Here is a 20,396-nt window from a genome sequence, read left to right as displayed (position 1 = left end):
TATGAATAGACCCGAACAATTTTTAATTAAACTTCCTTATACTTTGGCATTTACCTATCATGGTGCATATGACTTTAATAGAGTTCTATCCATATTTGACTGGAACTTAAAAAATCAAGAAGTTGTAATAGATTTTAGCCAATGTTTAAGAGCTAACTATCAAGCTTTATCCTTATTTGTACTTTACGTATGGTACTTAAGGAATAATGGATGCCAGGTAAGATTTCATTATGACAATGTAGATAAATGGCATAGTAAAGGTGCATCAAAAATGTGGCGAATGATGGGAGCAAATGGGTTATTTTATGTTTCTGAATCGCCTAAAGAAAATTTTATTAGTCACAACTCAAAGCCGCTTTTTGCAATTAGAAATAGCTTGGATTTTAGAACAGCTTTAGAAAAGGCTGAGAGCTATACAGATGGATTTGACGTTGAATATGAAAAAACTCTACGTTATGTTATATCGGAATTACTCTACAATACTTTAGAACATGGACACAACCCTAAAATTCCATCAATAATACAGTTTTCTTGGTATAGAGAGAAAGATGAAATATCTTTTATTATAGCTGATCTTGGAATTGGTATTAAAAAACATCTTCGACAAGTTTATCCTGAAATTGATGATAATGTATCAGCTATTAAAAAAGCTTTGAAGCCCCAAGTTTCCGGTACTTTTCTTAAAAATAACCCATATCAAGCAAAAAATAATGCTGGTATTGGCTTATATATTTCAAGTAATATTATTCGTAAACTTCATGCTGATATGCACATTGTTTCTGGTGATGGGGTTGTACATCAGGGCGGCCGCATCATGTCAACAAGCAAAGTCTATTCTCAATAGAACTAAAATTAATGTCATTAACTCTTGCTTATTGCGAAAATTTTAGGCGATCGCTTTGGGGCTTAAAAAATAATCAAGCGCGAAATCCTGATTTTTTCGTTGGTTTTTAACCTTCGTTGTGATCAAGAGTAATTTAGATGCGTTTGCCCTGGGTTGTACATATTTCACCAACTGATGTAACGGGAAGAAAAATAGAATCATACTGGCCAGGTACATTAGTATACGTCACTATTAAACTAGGTATTTCGCAGGATATCAATCTACAAAGGATGATGTCTGAGTTTCGTACAGCAGCCACACAAGAGCTTTCCGAAGCTTCTAATATCGAAGCCAAGACAAATTTTTATATCAATGTACGTAATTATTTTGGTAAATATGCTGAGGATAAGATGACAGCAATTCGTATTAGAGATGAAAAACTTATGCCTGAAATTGCTGAGGGAAAGTCTTTAACAATAGACTTTGATGATATTATTTCTGCCCCTCATAGCTTTTTGAATGCTTTATTAGCTACTCCGATTCGTCAATATGGTATGGCAGCATATAAAAAAATAAAGATAATCAATGCTGCACCTGAGATTAGAGAAACCATTGATTTTATTCTAGATGAAAATACTAATATTGGAGAATAACAACAATAAATTAAACATAAAAAATAGTAGCTCAACTAATTACAAAATCTATTGGTAATGAATTTAAGAATATGGAAAATTTAGAATTATTAAATAATAATCAAACAATTTCATCCTATCACTGGGCTGCTACTGGTATTTCTTCCTATCCTTTAACTCATCCCATTATTGGACAAGGAGATTTCTTTTATAAATTCCAGCATTTTATCCATCTCATAGACCAAGAAGATGAACGCTTCGCTCATGTTTTTGCCATCATCGCCCAATGGGGTGTAGGTAAATCTCGTCTCGCCTACGAACTCATCAGCCAAATTAACGATACTTCCCCTGGTTGGGTAGTACGCGACCCAGCAGGGTCTTTAATTAACGCCAAACTTTTTAATGATGACGCAGACCGCGAACAATACCTTGGTCTTTACATCCGCTACAGCCAAATTGCTAATGAATATCATAACGTTGACAACTGGTTTGGCTACGGTTTGTATAAAGCCCTTTTACCCTTAGCTAAAAGTACATTTGATAATTCAATTCAAGCCAGTATTGCGAAAGAAGCCTACGACCGCTTAATTGTTAAAGGATTTGAGGAAAGTAAATTAGCAGCAGCACTGGAAGTTGATAAAAATTACTCTGATGAAACTTTGTATGAAGACCCGTATTTAGTGACAAATCTCTGCCAAGCTGCTTACGATTACTTAAGCCAATTTGGAATCAAATATCTATTAATTGCCCTTGATGAACTAGAAACTGCCGCCGAAGCTGCTACCTACGGCTTAGAAGATGAAGATATTAAGCACCTAGACGGACGGGCAATTAAACTGATGGGGAAAGCCATTAAAGAAGAAGACCCCCGGCGTAAATTACCTTGGTTGCGATACGTAGCTTTATGTTCTCCAGCTATTGGCGATGAACTGCGAGAGATTCAATCTACAGCGCGACGTTTTGAGATAGTGGAACTTGCACAAAATGCTTTTGCAGATGTGAGCGATTTTGTCAACCTACTGAAACAACAAGGACGTTTAAGTGAAACTTATCCCGACGGCTTAGTTGAAGCTGCTTATGCTATGAGTGGCGGTAACTTTGGCTGGTTTAACGTGATTATGGCTAACGTAGATCAAATTCTACGCGATCGCCGCCTTCGCATTAAAGCAGGACAAAGCAAACCAACTTCTCATAATCAAGCAGATCCGCCAAGTGTTGCGGAACTTTTTGATGATGCGGTGACAAAATCCAACCGCATTAGCCAGTACATCCTAGACCATAACGCTATTAATGAACTGAAAATAGATAAAGCTTATTTACCAGCAGCCCAAAAGTTACTCTACGAACAATTACCAGTTCCTTTGACACAATGGCAACCAGAAGAACTGAATGCTCTGTTAACAGGGGTGAACGAGTATGATGAAGCGATCGCCTTGCGCTATCGCCGGGTAGAGTGGGATGAAGTCGATTGCACTAAAGCTCTCAGAGAAGGCAAGTTTTTTCGGGAGCTAAACACTTGGAAATTAAACGGAGTAGATCAGCCCCTTGACCTGAGACAGTTGTTGGCTAACCTCAGCACCTACGCTATTCACGAAAGCCGCAATAGCCAGAATAATCAGGGCAAATATAATCTTTTAATTCCTCTACGAAGAAATGATTTTGTTCAATTAGTCAGCTTACTTTATCCCCATGCTGCGGCTGAAGATGCAGCACGCGCATTGTGGCGAAATCTTATAGGGGAACAAGATTTAGAAGAATCCCAAGCAACACATATTGGCCCTAGTATTGCCATGTTAGGACGGCTGAATTTGCGTTACCGCAAACAAAGCCGCAATTCTTTAATATTTAGAGATCCAGACTTTAATAATGCTCACGAAAAAGCAATAAAGCAGCTTGAGCCGCAATCTCGCTCTGACAAAGCCATTCAAATTCTCACAGGGGTAATGCGTCTTCTAGATGAGAACTGGAACTACAACCCCGTTAGCTCAGGGCTAAAAGATGTTATAGCAATTGCTACTGCTAGCGGAAGAAATGGGGGGCTGATGAGTTGCGATGCACTCAAGCTGCATCCTCAAGGTAGACTGATTCTCGCTTGGGTCAACAATGAAGAAGAACTAGAGCTACTGTGCAGCCAAGCAGCAACACAGTTTATTCAGGAAGGGCGAACTCCTGTTTTAGCTTTTACATCTTCCCGTGCTTTGGTGGATCTGTTTGCTAAACCCTCAACAGATGTTCTCAAAAATGCCCATCAATACTTGTTACTGTATCAGCTATCAGATAGCGAAGAATTTGTATTGCATCAAATAGGAATCCCGACCTCAGCTTCTATGGGATTCAAAATAGATATTCAAGGTTTCACCACAGCATTTTATAACCGGATTTTATCTTTATCCCGGCCTTTAATGCAAGAAATTCACAAATGGCGGAGAAAACTACATGAGCAAGGTGCGATTGCTTATCCGTTGCGTCCTAGCGGTAAATTAAAAGATGACGAGAAAGAATTACTATTTAAGGCTTGGCGTTATTTACTGATAGAACAAAATTCACCTCAAGTAGTACGTTTGGATCGCAGCAGTGGCATAGATTTAGAAAAATTAGTAGCTGTTTTGAGCAAACTAGGAATTACTCCTAAAGCCCAAAAACAAGGCTATGAACCAGAAGAGCGTGCTTGGCTATTTGATAGGCTAGATGATGCCGCAAATGCAGTATTTCCACCTTTCGTGAAAAAAATTATTAACCGTCTATTAAAAGGAGATTCCTGGACTTTAGAAGCAGCAGAACAAGAATGGTTTTGGGGTTATCTATGGGAAGGTGCAAAACCCAAAGATATTTTCATTGATTGGATGGCTTTAGCTTGTGAACTAGAGTTTGCCAAAATTGACCCAGATGTTACAGGCGGTAAAGATAAAAAATATAGCCTGAAAACTCGTAGTGAATTAGACAACCTGATTAACGAAGCTGAAAACTGGTTACAGAATGACTACCCACAAATAGTTCAGAAAATGGAATCAGTGTATGGGGAGGGGAAAGTAAGTGAATATTTTTCTTTAAACAGTTACCGTGTTGGTTCAAAAACTAGACAGGCTAAAGCAAAAATAGAAGAAGCTAAAAAGTCTTTATCAGCATTAGAAGCAGCCGAGATTAACCAATACTCTCATGTTACAGATTTTGAAAATCAACAAAATATTCTGATTACAGCAGCAAAGCATCGTCTATCATTGCTGCAAAATATTAGTTCTGTCTATTTGCGGGATGAGTACGAAAGCCTGCAATCGGATTACAACATTAAAACCCTCAATTTTGAGGATGATTCAAAACCCTTATGGGAACGCATTCGCCGCGCTGAAATTTTCGCCAAATTGGTAAATGATGTTGCAGAAATAATTTGCGATCGCATTGATTCACTTAAAGAAGAAATGAAGGTAGAAGTTCACACAATACCTTACTTTCCAACATCTCTATTTACTCTAACTTTAGAAAAAGTTCGTGATATTTTAGATGGAGCATTGCACTTGAGCCTTCCCCAAGGCAGTACAGGTCGCCAACAATTAACAGAAGTAGATACCCTTGGACAGTATCTCAAGGATTTAAAAGTTGCTGATGCTACTGAAAAGTTATCACAGCTAGGACGAGAAGTAGGTATTGACCTTAGCTTGCAAAAATTAACTCTTTTAAGAGAAATAGACGGCTCAATTGTGAGCGGATTCCGTCGCACTAAACAAGGATATGAACAAATAAAAAGCAGATTTGTTGATGTCAAAAATAGACTGCAAAAATTGCAAACTGTACTAGATGATGTGCCTGGGGATTTCGATTATCCTCAAAATTTACCACCAATTAACAAATTATCAGAGCAGCCTGACCTGATTGAAGACGCTTTGCTCGACATACAAGAAGAAAAAGCCGAACGTCTGCGGAATGACTCCACCTATGATAAACCAGCAAAGCTGGGTAACTTCAAACCATTAATGGATGCAGCTGTAGAACTGCCAAAAGAAGCAAGAAACAGATTAGATGCTCTTTCAGGCCAAATTGTCACTTTAGAGAACGCAATTACAGGTTATTACAAGCAGCTGTTAAACGACATCAGCCTGCAATCTCTAGAACAGAGCGTGAATGCTTTACTACAAATACAAGGGAGACCTTTGTTTAATCCATTAACTCTAACAGAGTTAGAAGCAACAGGAAGTTTAAAGGCAGCGATCGCACTCAAAGAACAACGCCGTCAAGAATGCTTACAAACAGCAGAAGAAATCCTTGCGCTTACAGGCATTCCCTTTGACCGTTGGCAAGAAATTATCACTGCCATAAATTCAGGAAGTGACCCCCAATTAACAGCAGATGAAGAAAAAAATCTAGTAAATCAACGATTCCTCGTTCGCACCTATCGGCTGGGAGGAAAAACATTATGAACACCGCCTTCTGGTTAGTCGCTACTCTAGCAACCCATCGCCGCCGACGTATTTTACAAAATGTGATTGCTGCTCAACCTGTTGAACATCAACTACCATCTTCTGGTTTGTGCTTAATTTTTGGCAGTGATTTTCAAGAAGCTGCTGAACAACAGCAACAGGACTGGTACAACTGGTCGCAGGAACCAGGAAGGACACTATTGTTAATTCCTCCCTTTGAAACCAAGAAATGTTCTACTCCCTGTAGCTGGGAAATACGGCGGTCTTCTGGTGTAAAACCACAACAAGATATGCCACTACTTCAAGCACTAGCTCCAGAAGTAGATTACGAACTGCAAGGACAATTACAAATTGCCAGCGAAATTGGCGGCGCTTGGGAAGACATGAGCATCAATACTGCTTACTATCGCAAGCATCCCCACTCTGGAATTTTTGCTATAACCTGTCTACCAATATGGTCTTTAGCCGTTCTAGACAAAGAACAGGAACTACAAAAATGGCTAGAGAAAATACACAGTTTGGCTGGTCAACCTGTTGAGAATCATACTGTAGACGAAACCGCATTTCAACTAAAACCAGAACACTTTACAGTAATGCTTCACTTGCTCTCACAAAAATTTGCTGATGCGGCAACAGCACTAACAGCATTACAAAGTTCAACGATTTTCTCTCTAGATAGAAATACAGCCCAAACCTATTTATCAGACTTGCAATCTCAGGGATTAGTGAGAGGAGTTCAGTTAACAGAAAGCGGCATAGATGTAATTCGTCAAAGTCCCTATTTAGCTTATGCAGAAGAACTGGAGGCATTAGCCCGATGACACTAACATTTAACACACAGGGGCGATCGCTGGTACAAACTCTGGCTATTCAATCACAGATTAACCTGCCAGGAACAGTTGGTCGCATCTTAAAGCAAATTAGAGATATTGAACGTGTCGCGCCCTTATTCTTCCAAGCAGGCTTAGTGCGTTCAGTTGATCGCCCTAATCCCTTAAATGTCCGCGTAGCAGGAATTTCTACTAAAGCCACAAGTACAAAAACTATAGGGGGTTTTCTTTATGCTGCGGCTGCGGTTCGTGTCGATTTAGCCGTTGATGACAACGTAATATCCACAGTTGGTCAGGATAGCACTTGCGAACTGGATGATATCAATTACGAAAACCAGTCAAAACGCTTACAGCTTATTGGTGTGCGTCAAGCTTACGAGATGGCAGATCGGGCAATGCGATCGCAAAATCCCTATGACCTGATTTTGCTGGATTGTCCACTGGTGCTAGACCGGAGCATGGTTCCTCTGCGAGAAGCAGAAAGTTACGCAAGTTATCGCGCTGCTTTTGATAGTGCAATTCAGGCAATTTCTAATTTCTGGTCAAAGCACCGCAAAAAACTTCAGCCTTGGAATCCTAATGGTACTGCTGTTGTAGGTTTAGCATCAGAGCGTTACGGTGCCATAGTTCATATTGCCCAGCAAGACTTACGCACAGCCGAGGGGCGCAAACACATCTTGAATACTGAGGGAGTCGATGCAAATCTGACTCATCAAATTATTGGATCGGAAGAAGCGATCGCAGGCATTGGTGAAAGACGTTTTATTTACGGCATTCTCAACAGTTACACGCGCACCGCAGCTTTCCGCATGAGTGTACAAACACCTCGCATGGAACCCAGCGATGTCACTTCATTAGGAGTGCTTGGTTATCATTTCAAAGCTGCACAAACAAATACTCCGCAATTACTCCAGTTAATTGGGGATGAACCTCACTGGAACCAGAAAAACCTGGACATAATTTGTTCTCAAATCATGGCACTCACACTAACTGGTGGGTCACAAGCCGCTCCTTTACCAATCCAGTTGGCAGAACGAGAACAAAACGCTTTAGATAATTTCCTCGAATATTATAGTCAAAGCCTACAAGCAGAAATTAGACGGCGTGAAGTCGAGGATTTATGGCTATCAGATTTAGATGATTTTGTTTAATTATCTGCATAAATGGCAATGAAACATCAAATTCTTGGCAAATTAGTAGGCAACACTGGCGATCCCAACAATCTCACAATGATTCTTTCTTCATCCTTTGCTGGTAGACGCGGCGAATTTGTTCGCATCTGCCACCAAGAACGGCAAGAGGAGCCAGAAATTAATGTTTTGGGGAGAATTAATAGTATTATCCGCACAAATGTTCTCTACAACTCAGAGATGGGGCAATCGCTCACAGATTTAGAACTACTACCTGGCGCTCAAATTACAGGAGAACGAGTAGCTGCCAAACTCGAACTTGTTGGTTACAAAGACCCATACACAGGTCAAATCAAAATTCCTCGCCGTGCGCTTGACCCTGGTGCAAAAGTGGAAACTGTAGATTATCAATTTCTTAGCTCATTCTACGAATTTGATGAACAAACCAGTTTACATATAGGCAACTTGGTAGGTTATGAATCTGGCGACAATATTGTTCCTGTATATTTGGACGTTAACCGCTTGGTTACAGAACACCTAGCAGTTTTGGCAATGACAGGTTCTGGAAAATCTTACACAGTCGGTCGCATTATTGAGCGTATTGTCACCCTCAACAATGGCACAGTTGTTGTTTTTGACCCCCACGGCGAATATGGCCGTGCTTTGCAAGGTGGCAATTTGCAATTCAACCTTGACTTTAACAATCTTGATGACCCCCGCGATCGCAAAACTATTCCCGAAATCCAAGAAAACTTTAAGCGATTAATTGAGGCTGGTGCGGGAGTAGTGGTTTACACACCTCAAAATACTTCATTTCGGGAAAAGTATGCAGGGAAAAATAAAGAATTAGCTCTGCAATTTGACCGCTTTGAAATGGATGATGTGAGCGAAATTCTTCCTGGTTTAACAGAACCACAACAGCGCGTTCTTGATGTAGCAATTCGTTACTGGAAAAACAACGAAACTACCGAACCCAGAGATATTAACTCTTTACGCTACTACTTGGGAGATGGAATAGAAAAGTTGCGCGAGTGGGAAGAACTAAGTTCTGCTGAGGCTACCGCCCTTAATAGTCGCAGTGCGGCTGTTGCTTCTATGAAGCTATCACGGGTTCTAAATGAAGCTCAAAGTTTTTACTCCGCAGCCCTGGCGCGACCTACAGATATATATGAAATGGTAGGCCGACCCAGTGATAAACGCGGCAGACTAGTAGTGATTGACCTACAAGGCTTAAGTGATACAGCAAAACAAATTATTACAGCCTTAATTTCTAGTGAAATTCTGCGCGGTGCTGCTAGTAAAACAGACCGCATTCGTCCTTGTTTTTTAGTTTACGAAGAAGGACACAACTTTGCACCCGCAGGAGAAGCAGCAGTAAGCCACCGCATTATTAAGAAAATTGCTAGTGAGGGACGCAAATTTGGCGTTGGGTTCGCCATTGTTAGCCAGCGTCCTTCAAAACTAGATTCTGATGTTACTTCCCAATGCAATACTTTAATTGCGATGCGCTTGAAAAACCCAGATGACCAGAGGTTTATTACTAAAACTTCGGATATGGTGAGCAAAGCTGACATTGAGGAATTACCCAGCCTTTCTACTGGGGAAGCATTGATTTGTGGACGTTCAATTCCCGCACCTTTGTTAGTCAAAATTGGTACTAAAGCACTGGTTCATGGTGGGCAATCACCAGAAGTTCTGAATCTGTGGGGAAGATTCAATGGCTAATCTCCTGGAAAGCACCATAACAGAACTACAAAATTTAACCACGGCTCAAGAATTGCTACCAATCTGGACTGAGAATTGGGGAGTTAAAGATTTTAGTTTCTCAATTCACAGTCTTGGAATGACCTTCTTAGCCCTACTAGGCAATCATCTTGGCTACGTAGGAGTTGCAGAGATTCCGGCTTTACAACAAGGAAATTACGCTCGTATTGGGGATGATGTACGCCCAGATGCGGTTTGGTTTGACAAAATTAGTCATTCGCCTTTTTTGATTGCTGAATTTGAGCGTTACAGCAACAAAAACGAACAGTACAAGTTAGAAGATAAAGCGAAAAATTTACTCCTAGCACAGCATCGTTGGCACGAAACTGCACAAATCTTACTGTTGGCTTACTGGAGAAAAACAACTGTTTCACCGCCCAAGCACGCAGACTTACTGCAAATTATTGAAAGCGGATTTGAAACTCAGGCAAAAGAGCGAGTGAGAGGTAGCAGTAAGGGGCAGTTCCTTTTGCTTGAATTCGTCATGAGAGAAAACAGCAACAGTTTATTGTACCTATCAGACATTATTCTGCGAGAAAACTGATGAGTCGCAAATCTAAATTTTTTATTCCACGGCCTGATCGGCGGTTAGGCGATCGCTACGAACTGCTCGAATGTTTAGGCGATGGTTCTTATGGTTGGGTTTGGCGATCGCAACGCCTAGAAGATAATCAAATTGTGGCGGTAAAAATACCAAAAGAGCAAAGTGCAACAAATGAAGAACTTGCTGAAGGTTCAGCCTTAGTGGGAGCAGAACTTCATCCTAACGTTATTCAAGTTTTTTGGATGGGACGAGTGCCTCCAGAGCGTGAATGGTATGTCATTGAAATGGAATATTTCCCTAGCCTGACTTTATCTCAGTTACTCGATAAAGGAGAGCAAGGATTTGTTGCTAGTTACAAGCGAATTCTCGATATTTATCAACAAGTTTTAGCTGGAGTAGAACATCTCCACCGGCTGGGAATGTCCCACGGGGATATTAAACCCCAAAATATTCTTGTCTCTGGGGATCAGGTAAAACTAACTGATTTTGGATGCAGCGTGTTACCTGATGATATGTATGCCAGAACCCGCGAAAATGGTGGAACAATTCTTTACTCAGCACCTGAAATAGTTGGCTCAAGTGTAAAAGGACGTAGTGCTGAAACTCTATTTAAAGCTGACATCTACAGCTTAGGGGTTTTAATTTATCATCTAGTAACAGCCCGATTGCCTCACGATACTCTTAGCCAAGTTGCTCGGCATACACCTTTTCCTCGTCCTCGTGAGATTAACTCTTCAGTTTCGCCTGCTTTAGAACATTTTATTTTGCGTTGCCTTGCCCTTGAGCCAGCAAATCGTTGGGAATCACTCTCGGAGATGGCAATCGCATTTAGACGGGCTGCTCACGCCCAGGTCGATTACCAACCAATTCGTATCTTGCCAGCTCAGCAACAGCCTTCAGAAGATTGGTCAACTCAGGCTTTGCGCTTGTTACAAGCTGGAGCGTACTCTCAAGCAGAAAATGTGGCGCATTCAGAGTTTGCAAGTAGCTCTGATCCCCATGCTTTCTTACTGATGATTACCGCAGCATACAGAGACGGAAGGTTTTTTGACTGCATAAGAGATATTGAAGCACATCCATATTTTTTAAATGTTGAGTCTCCTGTAGGCCGCGACCTTTGTCGTATTACGTTAACTGCCTATATACAAACTCGGCAAATTCCTCAAGCTTTTGGAATGGTAGAAAAGTGTTTAGTAATTGAAGGCGATTTGCCAGATTTACTGCTGAAGAAAGCTTCTCTGCTAGGTTTGCTGGCAAGGTACGAGGATGCTGCAAAGATTTTGTTATTGTTGAACCGTGAGAACCCTAACCATCCCGCCATCCTTAAGCGTCTTGTCATGGTTTTTGAGCAAATGAGAGATGCAGGAAAAGCAATTGCCTTTTTACGTGCATATGCAAAGGTTATGCCTAATGATCGGTGGGTAAAATTAAAGCTGGACAAATTTAATGCTATTGGTGTGCTTTAATCTTTACAACAGTTCTCTTCATCCCAACTAACGTTAGTACTATAAAATTTCATACTCCAGAAACTACCTTATGATTTTGCCAAACTGGGTCATCACCCCAACCTTTGCCTCTTGTTATGCAAAATTGAAATTTTTGATATCAGCAGTCAAATGTGATTTAGGTAGCAATTGAGAAAGGACTAAGTGAGCTTAAATTTTTAGCTATTGCGAAGATGAAGAGAGTCTTCAAAAAATAGCAGAACTCCAAATGTCCAAAAAAAACCCCTTAGACACAAATCAAATCGTTACCTTACTTCACTTAGCGCTTATTGAACGAGTTAGCAATGTGCCACAACTCCTTCAGCAAGTCCTGGAAGAAGAGTTATGGCAAGAACGAATTATCTCAGAAACTGGGGAAATTGTGAGATTTGAGTATTTTGTTGATTTTATCCAAACTCCCCCACCCGCAGGATTAGGGACAGATTTTGATACACTTTGGCGATTGTCTGACCATGACCCACTGCTTCTAGATCTCCTCGACCGCGCTGTCCAGAGAGAACCTGGGGCACCAGAAAAAAATCCAAGGATTGACAACTACCAAAAAAACGTTGATGATATACACAGTTACGAACAACCAGAGAGACCTTCTGGTACTAGTAAGCAAGCTGGACTGCGCCAGTTGCGTAGGAAAAATCCAGAGTTACACGCCAAAGTTCTGGCTGGTGAGTTAACTGTCAATGCTGCTATGGTTCAAGCTGGATTGAGAACTAAGCAAGTAACAGTTTTTGTAGATCCTCATCGGGCAGCAACTAAGTTAAAAAAAACCTTTAAGCAGGAGGATTTCATTGAACTCGTAGCATTACTTATGTCTGCCTTACCAGAACAAAAGGAGATGGTGGCGGAAAAATTCCAACAAGTTTTGGATGAAGAGCAACTCAACAACATTAAAAAATTTTTAGCATCTCTTTGAAGAAAGCCATTGAGTAGCCTTCCACTTCAGAACTTGTAGCATAGGCAAAATGCAGTTGACGCTGTGGGTAGCACTGCAACCGCAACATGTGTGTAAAAACCAGTCTGAAGAAGAACCCTAGTAATTGAATTGGGAGGCGGGAATGGCTAAACGCAAAAGAACAGCAAATCAGACAGTTATTGATAGATACCTTAAAGAAGGTCGTGGGCAGGGTAGAGGTTCTGAGTACCAACCCTGGCTTTTGATTCAAGATGTAGCATCTCAAGGTCTTGCTAGCAGAATCAAAGGTTGGAAAACCAATCGAGTTCATCACTTACACAGCAATTTTGAACTGAACTATTTTTATCTACTGGAGTGGTCGTCTATTGTTTGTGATATTCGAGAGCAGTATCCTCTACTACCTCTAGAAGAAACACTAGCGATCGCAGAACAGAGCGGTATACCTCATCCCAAAGATCCAAAAACTCAAGAACCCGTAGTGATTGTCGCGGACTTCTGCATCACTGTCCGCCAGAATATTGGAGTTACCGAACAAATCCGCACGCTTAGGTCTGCAAAAGATTTGCAATCAGAACGCACAATCCAAAAGTTAGAAATTGAGCGCCAATATTGGCATTCCAGAGATATCAGTTGGGGAATTGTCACTGAAAATGAAATTCCTGAAACATTCGCCAGAAATGTTCATTGGCTACACCCTTTCCTCAACCTTGAAGACCTGTCACCCCTGTCAGAATCTAATATTCGTCGAATTGCAACAGCTTTAACACTGGGAGTAGTCGAAGGCAAAAAGTCACTAGCAAGCATAGCTGCTGATTGTGATGACAAACTGGGTCTAGAGCCAGGTATTGGACTTTCTGTGACTCGTTATCTGATTGCCAATCGGCAGTGGGTGGTTGATATGAATCAGCCAATTAAACCTAGTCAACCTTTAGTTCTTCTAGCCAATCCATTGGTGCAGTCGCAGGAATTATGGGGTGTAGGATGACTCTCTTTGTAAATATGCTGCTGGAGTGGCAAAATACTGATACTGAAATTTATATCGAGCGCCTACTTTGGATTGATCCGTCTGGTACAGATGTGGTGACTATTGAGATTAATAACTCAAAAGCTCTTCCAAAATGGCAAAAATTCAAGGAATTAGAAATAGCGATCGCTTCTAGAGAAATTTGCATCCTTAAAGTTGATCCATACACTGGGTTGCTTCGTCCCGAAAATTCGATTTCGCAGAATCACCTCAATCGTAGGGATCGGGCATGGGAAGTCATTAGCCCACTGGTTGAGAGAAATACTGAGCTAATGTTTAATCCCCGCGATCGTGGCCCGCTTGTAGAGGCTACAGCCGAACGCACAGGTTGCATAAAAAAGACTATTTACAATTATTTGCGTCGTTACTGGCAAGGAGGACAAACGAAAAACGCCCTTCTTCCCCTCTTTGATAGGTGTGGTGCAAAGGGTAAAGAAAGGAAACCTTCTAATTGTAAGCGTGGTCGTCCCAGTAAGCTTTCAAAAGCAATGGAGATATCCATTGGAGTCAACGTTGACGATGAAATTAAGAAATGCTTTCATCGCGGTATCAAAGCATTTTATGAAAATCGTCAAGGAAGAACTTTAAAAGATGCATTTCAATTGACATTGGAAAAGTTTTTTCATCAAGGCTATGAAATGCGGAATGGGGTATTAGTCCCCATGCTACCGCCTGCTACTGAACTTCCCACATTTGCTCAGTTCCGATATTGGTATGAAAAAGAACGAGATATTACTCAGGAAACAATTTCGCGTGAAGGTAAGCGTCGATTCAATTTGCGTCACAGATCTGTACTTGGAGATTCAACGCAGATGGCCTATGGGCCAGGGTCAGTCTATCAAATTGATGCTACCATCGGCGACATTTACTTAGTCAGTTCCTTAGACAGAAATCGCATTATTGGTCGTCCTGTCATTTACTTTGTCATCGATACTTTTAGCCGACTCATTACAGGATTTAGCGTAAGTCTAGAAGGCCCCAGTTGGTTAGGCGCTATGTTAGCTCTCGAAAATGTTGCTGCCGATAAGGTAGCTTTTTGCCAAGAGTATGACATTGAAATTAATGAAAGTGATTGGCCTAGTCATCACCTTCCTGAAGCCATCCTTGCAGATAGAGGTGAACTCGAAGGTTACAACGCTGACAATCTAGTAAACGCTCTCAACATAAGGGTATCCAATACACCTCCATACAGAGCCGACTGGAAAGGTATTGTGGAGAGAAATTTCCGTCTCAGCAATGACAAAATGATTCGTTGGATACCTGGAGCAGTCTATCGAAAAAGAGAAAGAGGTGACCATGACTATCGGCTAGATGCAATCTTAGACCTTCGCCAGTTCCGACAACTGATAATCAATTGCATCCTTGACCATAACAAAGAAAACCGGATGGACTGGTATCGAATGGACGAGTTCATGATCCAAGAATATGTTGACCCATACCCAATCGACCTCTGGTACTGGGGAGTCCAAAATCGAAGCGGTCATCTACGCCAAATAGCACCTGATATTGTGCGCTTAAATCTGCTACCTACAGATGAGGCTTCTGTGACTTATCAAGGCATCTACTATAAAGGCCTTTACTACACATGTGAACTAGCTCTACGGGAACAGTGGTTTGTCAAAGCTAGAGTAAATCGCAGATGGAAAATTCCTATTGCCTACGATCCTCGTAGGCTCGACATAATCTACTTGCGTCTCGATGACAGTAGAAAATTAGAGCCTTGCCAACTCATCGAAACTCAAAAGACATTTCAGCAGCGAGACTGGCATGAAGCCATTGACTACTTTGAATTGCAAAAACAAGCGAAGGACGCAGCCAAAACTCGCCAATACCAGGCAAAAGCAGATTTCCATGCCCAAATAGACAAAATTGTTGCTGAAGGTAAAGAGCAGACTGAGAAAGCCTTTACTGGACAGAGTAAACAATCGCGCCTCCAAAGCATTCGAGACAATCGCAAGTTGGAGCGTGAGAACGAACGAGAAGTACAAGCATGGCAACTAGGGGTTAAAGAAATTTCCAATCAACCAGGGAAAGTAATTTCAATGCCTTCAGCCACTGAACCAGAAGAGGAGGACGAAGGTTATGTAGCTCCACCAAAGCCTATCGATAAATTACGCAAACTTCGGGAGAAAAACTGGAACAATGACAAGTAATAATTCCGTACCGTCACTTTTAGTTGGTAAGGGACAGATCGTACCAGCTTCATACCGTGACCCATTAATTGCCAGCTATCGCGACAATCCACTTATCGAGGCTTTGCCCTTAATATTATCGGAAGAAGAAGCTATGAGGCTTCTAGCACGTTATCCCAAATATAGTGAAGAGGAGCGATTACTACCAAATCATCTACGCTTACATTTAGTGCAGAACGTACTCCAATTTTTTGAACCATTACCAATCCATTTAGACTTAGAGCAGCGATTTTCGCGGATGATTCGAGCAGGATATCAAGCACGCAATCCCTTAACGGCAGATTTTTGGAGAGATTTTCAACAGCGGATAGATACTTTGAATCCTGAGTCTGTGCCTAAAAATCATCTGCGCTCAACAGCAACAGGTTTCACCATAATTGGTATTAGCGGTGTTGGTAAGACCACTGCTATTGAAGCTATTCTTTCACTCTATCCCCAAGTAATTGTTCACAGCCAATATCGCAATCGAAATTTCACTCTCATGCAAATTGTTTGGCTGAAACTTGATTGCCCCTTTGATGGCTCAATTAAAGGTCTGTGCCTTAACTTCTTTCATGCAATTGATGATCTTATGGGGACACACTACTCTAAACACTACGCAGGGAGTAAACGCACAGTTGATGAGTTAATACCCTTTATGGCTCGTATAGCGTCACTGCACTGTATCGGAGTTTTGGTAATAGATGAAATTCAACATCTTAGCGAAGCTAAAAGTGGTGGTTCCAAGAAAATGCTCAATTTCTTTGTTCAACTTGTCAATACAATTGGTATCCCTGTTGTTTTGGTTGGAACTTACAAAGCTATGTCAGTTTTGAGTGGAGAATTCCGACAAACTCGTCGAGCAAGTGGCCAAGGTGATTTAGTGTGGGACAGAATGGCAGAAGATGAAGTTTGGGATTTATTTGTTGAATCACTTTGGCGATACCAATTTGTTCGGAAATCATGTTTGCCAAACCCAAAAATTTGTCATGCTTTGTATGAGGTTACTCAAGGTATTACTGACTTTGCTGTCAAAGTTTATATGTTGGCACAGGTGAGAGCAATAACAACAGAAAAAGAAGTTATTACTGAAAGTATAATTAGGTCTGTAGCACAGGATAGCCTTCGCCTAGCACAACCAATTTTGTTAGCTTTGAAAACAGGTAATATCCAATCACTCAAAAATATAGAAGATGTTTACCCTATAAATTATCTATCTTTGATAGAGAAAATCCAAAATAATTCTAAGATTGTGGGTAAGCTGAATTCTTCACCTCTGATAAATAAAAATCAAACAAATAATGAAGATAACAATATTGCCAATCAAAATATAGCCGATAATTTTTCTCAATCAGAAGTAAAGGCAATTTCTAAAAAAACTAAAAAAATTAGTCAGAACATAAGTTTAAATAATCAAGAGTCAACAAATAAAAATACATCAGATAAAGATAGCTTAAGAAAGATCGTTTCTACTGGTGCAGAAATAGGTATGGTTGCATATGAAGCTCTTAAGCAAAAAGGATATATCCGCTCTGCTACAGAATATCTTCTAGAGGAGATAGCAAAATGATTGCTTTTTTTCCAGATCCATATCCTGATGAATTACTTTACAGTATATGTGCGCGTTTTTCTAATAGAACGCAATATCCAAATACTTTCTTAACAACACAAGAACTATTTGGAACTTGGGGAGCTAAATTAACTATCGATTTGCCAAGGCATTTGAATCACCTTGTTTCGGTTTTACCAAAAGGACATCTATACACTGTTGACACACTGATAAATAATCATACATTACTGCCTTTCTATTCTCCCTTTCTACCCACCGAGCGAGTTGAGATTATCCGTGAAAATATGGAAGGAAGTAATCAGCGAGGAATCCATCAATCATCAGGCATCTCACCCAGTATAATTCGTTCACCAAAGTACCTGCGATTTTGTCCTTTATGTGCAGAAGAAGATAGGAAGCAGTTCGGTGAGACATATTGGCATCGGCTTCATCAACTACCAGGTGTCGAGGTTTGTCCTACTCATGTGGTTTTTTTAGAAGATAGCACAGTAGCCGCACGGAATCAAATTCATAACTGTAAATTATTTGCAGCAGAGGAAAATCTACCAATTATATCACCACATTATTTAGATTTATCAAAACCAGAGCACACAAATTTATTGAATATAGCTAAGGATGTAGTTTGGTTATTAAATCAGAAAGACTTTAATCCTGGCTTTAATTCGCTGAAAGAGCGCTATGGATTTTTACTGGCTGAACATAATTTTGCTGCTTATATAACTTATCGCGTGCATGTAAAAAAACTCAAAAAAGCCTTTAATGATTATTATTCTCCTAGTCTTTTGAAACAATTACAAGCTGAAGTGGATGAAGATAAAGATAGTAATTGGCTATCTTGCATAATAAAAAATTTAACCAAAAAACAAGCACATCATCCCATACGCCATTTATTACTCATTCAATTTTTAGGATATACAGTAGGAGAATTTTTTCAAATATCTATATCTAATAAACCCTTTGGAGATGGGCCTTGGCCTTGTCTCAATAAAGCCAGTAAACACTTCCATCAACTGGTAATTAAAGAGTGCAATTATACTAAGCATAGTTGGCCGTCGAAAAAACCAATTGGGATCTTCAATTGTACTTGTGGTTTTGTATATAGCCGTATAGGCCGTGATATCTCTCCAGAAGATAGATTTAAAATTACCACAATTAGGTCTTATGGTTCAGTATGGGAAGCAACTTTGAAGAATTTATGGGAAGACTCGTCAGTGACTTGGAAGGAAATGGTAAGTCAGTTGGGAGTTGAGCGAGAAAGAATTATCAACCATGCTGATAGACTAGGACTGAAATTTCCTCGCTTCGGATCAAAAGGGGAATCTGTTCGGAAGAGTACACTGGTAAATTACAACCGCAAAAAAAGAAAAGTAGCAACATCAGATGAGTTAGAAACTTACCGAAGAAACTGGCTTTCTATCCGAGAAGAGAATCCAGAATTTGGAAGAACGAAACTCATGAAGGAATTCTCTTCTACTTATTCATGGCTCCGCACTTACGATAGGGAATGGTTGAAAGCCCATTTGCCACCAGTTAAATGCATTAGAGCAAAACGTGTTGTAGATTGGGAAAATCGTGATGCAGAACTGGCAAGTGCTGTTAGGCTTTTAGCTTTACATATTAAAAGCCAACCTGGACGGCCTCAGAAAATAACTAAAGGTGTAATTTGCAAAGGCTTAGATAAAAAAGCACAGATTCAGCACAATCTCCATAAATTGCCGAAAACAAAACAAGTTTTAATTGAGGTAGTTGAAACTTGTGAGGATTTTGCAGTTCGCAAGGTTAAATGGGCTGCTGAGTGTTTTTATCAAGAAAACATTAGTCCTGCATGGTCTCAACTCGTTCTTCTAGCTAATGTTTACGATTTTAAAGATGTCCCACAGGTTAAAGATGCTATTGATGCTGCTTTAGAATCTCTAGCATTACTCAGTCCCATAGATAGGTGGCACAGAGGAGAGTCAATCATTGAACAATACCGCCAAAGTGAATAACAACTGATTGTTCCCTAATTTGATAATGAAAGAGGACACAATGCTTGGTTTATTTCCCGAACCTTACCCAGATGAGTTGCTCTACAGTATTTGCGCTCGATTTCAACACAGAGTACAGTACCCTAGTCAGAAGTCAATAGTTGTGGATTTATTCCAAACAAAAAGCGCGATCGCAATTGTTGACCTACCAAGCAAGCTGAATAAACTTATTGCTAGCTTACCTCCTAATTCAGGGTATACAGTTGAATATTTCATAAATAATCACACTCTATTACCTTTTTACAGGCCTTTTCTACCCCCAGAAAGACTTCATCTGATTCAGGAAGATATGGGTGGGGATAATGGCTCGAAAATTCATGCAAGGCTAGGAATTGTGGCTGGCATTATTGAGATGCCTGAGCATCTGCGCTTTTGTCCTTTATGCATAGAAGATGATAGGAAGCAATTTGGTGAATGCTACTGGCATCGTCTTCATCAACTACCTGGTGTTGAAGTCTGCCCTATTCATGAAGTTTTTTTAGAGAACAGTAGTGTATTAACGCACAATCGTAGACGTATATATGAATTTATTTCGGCAGAACAGTCATCCCAAGTAGTATCGCCTTACCGAATAGACTCTTTGAATCCTATTCACAAAGTTCTGTTGAGTATAGCTAAAGAGCTAGGCTGGCTTTTGAACCATTGCCACATCGTTCTTGGTTTGGAGAATTTGCATAAGAGATACCAATCTTTAGTGATGAGAAATCCAGAGTGGGTAACTTATGCTGGCAGAATTCGTATTCAGGAATTATTGAAAGCATTTAAAAATCACTATCCTTTGGGAGCCTTAGATCGGATTCAATGCCCACTTGATGAACAGATTCGCGATCACTGGCTCGCCCAATTAGTGCGCTTTCCTCAAAGGGTTCACCATCCCCTACGTCATCTTCTACTCATCCAGTTTTTGGGTTATACGGCTAAAGAATTCTTTGAGTTACAAGAAGCGCCACCTCCATTTGGTCATGCTCCTTGGCCATGCTTGAATCCCGTATGCAAGCACTATAGCGGTTATCAGTCTTGTGAAGTACAGTAGCAGCAGTGAGTAAACCAACCC

At 40.5% G+C, this 20,396-nt stretch carries 14 protein-coding genes; all 14 read left to right on the top strand.

The window, feature by feature from the left end; all coding sequences use genetic code 11:
* The first annotated feature begins 1 nt into the window (after position 1).
* The 14 genes from ACM0OY_RS14415 (at position 2) to ACM0OY_RS14350 (ending at position 20,375) form a co-directional block, all read left to right on the top strand.
* On the top strand, positions 2–844 hold the full coding sequence (locus ACM0OY_RS14415) for an ATP-binding protein (protein ID WP_414569522.1): 843 nt from the start codon (positions 2–4) through the stop codon (positions 842–844).
* A gap of 137 nt (positions 845–981) precedes the next feature.
* The gene (locus tag ACM0OY_RS14410) at positions 982–1,476 is read left to right on the top strand and encodes an STAS-like domain-containing protein (RefSeq protein WP_414569521.1); all 495 of its coding nucleotides are present in this window, start codon (positions 982–984) and stop codon (positions 1,474–1,476) included.
* A gap of 71 nt (positions 1,477–1,547) precedes the next feature.
* On the top strand, positions 1,548–5,867 hold the full coding sequence (locus ACM0OY_RS14405) for a hypothetical protein (protein ID WP_414569520.1): 4,320 nt from the start codon (positions 1,548–1,550) through the stop codon (positions 5,865–5,867).
* Positions 5,864–6,688 (top strand): hypothetical protein, encoded by an 825-nt coding sequence (locus tag ACM0OY_RS14400; protein ID WP_414569519.1) that lies wholly within the window; start codon positions 5,864–5,866, stop codon positions 6,686–6,688. Before ACM0OY_RS14405 ends, ACM0OY_RS14400 begins: the two co-directional genes overlap by 4 nt.
* Positions 6,685–7,848, top strand: a complete 1,164-nt coding sequence (locus tag ACM0OY_RS14395) for a hypothetical protein (protein WP_414569518.1) — start codon at positions 6,685–6,687, stop codon at positions 7,846–7,848. The genes ACM0OY_RS14400 and ACM0OY_RS14395 overlap by 4 nt, the downstream gene beginning before the upstream one ends.
* Before the next feature lie 18 nt (positions 7,849–7,866).
* Positions 7,867–9,552 carry an ATP-binding protein gene (locus tag ACM0OY_RS14390; protein WP_414569517.1) on the top strand — a complete coding sequence of 562 codons (1,686 nt, stop codon included), beginning with the start codon at positions 7,867–7,869 and terminating at the stop codon, positions 9,550–9,552.
* Positions 9,545–10,135 carry a hypothetical protein gene (locus tag ACM0OY_RS14385; protein ID WP_414569516.1) on the top strand — a complete coding sequence of 197 codons (591 nt, stop codon included), beginning with the start codon at positions 9,545–9,547 and terminating at the stop codon, positions 10,133–10,135. The genes ACM0OY_RS14390 and ACM0OY_RS14385 overlap by 8 nt, the downstream gene beginning before the upstream one ends.
* Positions 10,135–11,601: a protein kinase domain-containing protein gene (locus tag ACM0OY_RS14380; protein ID WP_414569515.1), complete on the top strand. Its 1,467-nt coding sequence runs from the start codon at positions 10,135–10,137 to the stop codon at positions 11,599–11,601. Before ACM0OY_RS14385 ends, ACM0OY_RS14380 begins: the two co-directional genes overlap by 1 nt.
* Positions 11,602–11,848: 247 nt before the next feature.
* A complete protein-coding gene (locus ACM0OY_RS14375; RefSeq protein ID WP_414569514.1) occupies positions 11,849–12,550 on the top strand; it encodes a hypothetical protein in 702 nt (233 codons plus the stop codon).
* Between the two features lie 142 nt (positions 12,551–12,692).
* Positions 12,693–13,535, top strand: a complete 843-nt coding sequence (locus tag ACM0OY_RS14370; protein WP_414569513.1) for a TnsA endonuclease C-terminal domain-containing protein — start codon at positions 12,693–12,695, stop codon at positions 13,533–13,535.
* The gene (locus ACM0OY_RS14365) at positions 13,532–15,727 is read left to right on the top strand and encodes a Mu transposase C-terminal domain-containing protein (RefSeq protein WP_414569512.1); all 2,196 of its coding nucleotides are present in this window, start codon (positions 13,532–13,534) and stop codon (positions 15,725–15,727) included. Before ACM0OY_RS14370 ends, ACM0OY_RS14365 begins: the two co-directional genes overlap by 4 nt.
* On the top strand, positions 15,717–17,315 hold the full coding sequence (locus ACM0OY_RS14360) for an AAA family ATPase (RefSeq protein WP_414569511.1): 1,599 nt from the start codon (positions 15,717–15,719) through the stop codon (positions 17,313–17,315). Before ACM0OY_RS14365 ends, ACM0OY_RS14360 begins: the two co-directional genes overlap by 11 nt.
* On the top strand, positions 17,312–19,303 hold the full coding sequence (locus ACM0OY_RS14355; RefSeq protein ID WP_414569510.1) for a TnsD family transposase: 1,992 nt from the start codon (positions 17,312–17,314) through the stop codon (positions 19,301–19,303). The genes ACM0OY_RS14360 and ACM0OY_RS14355 overlap by 4 nt, the downstream gene beginning before the upstream one ends.
* 25 nt (positions 19,304–19,328) lie before the next feature.
* Positions 19,329–20,375, top strand: a complete 1,047-nt coding sequence (locus ACM0OY_RS14350; protein WP_414569509.1) for a TnsD family Tn7-like transposition protein — start codon at positions 19,329–19,331, stop codon at positions 20,373–20,375.
* Positions 20,376–20,396: the final 21 nt, after the last annotated feature.

Source organism: Nostoc sp. CCY 9925 (genome assembly GCF_963920935.1).
Lineage (GTDB): Bacteria > Cyanobacteriota > Cyanobacteriia > Cyanobacteriales > Nostocaceae > Nostoc.
Note: the sequence above shows the minus strand (reverse complement) of the source record. Positions and strands in the feature narration are given on the sequence as shown.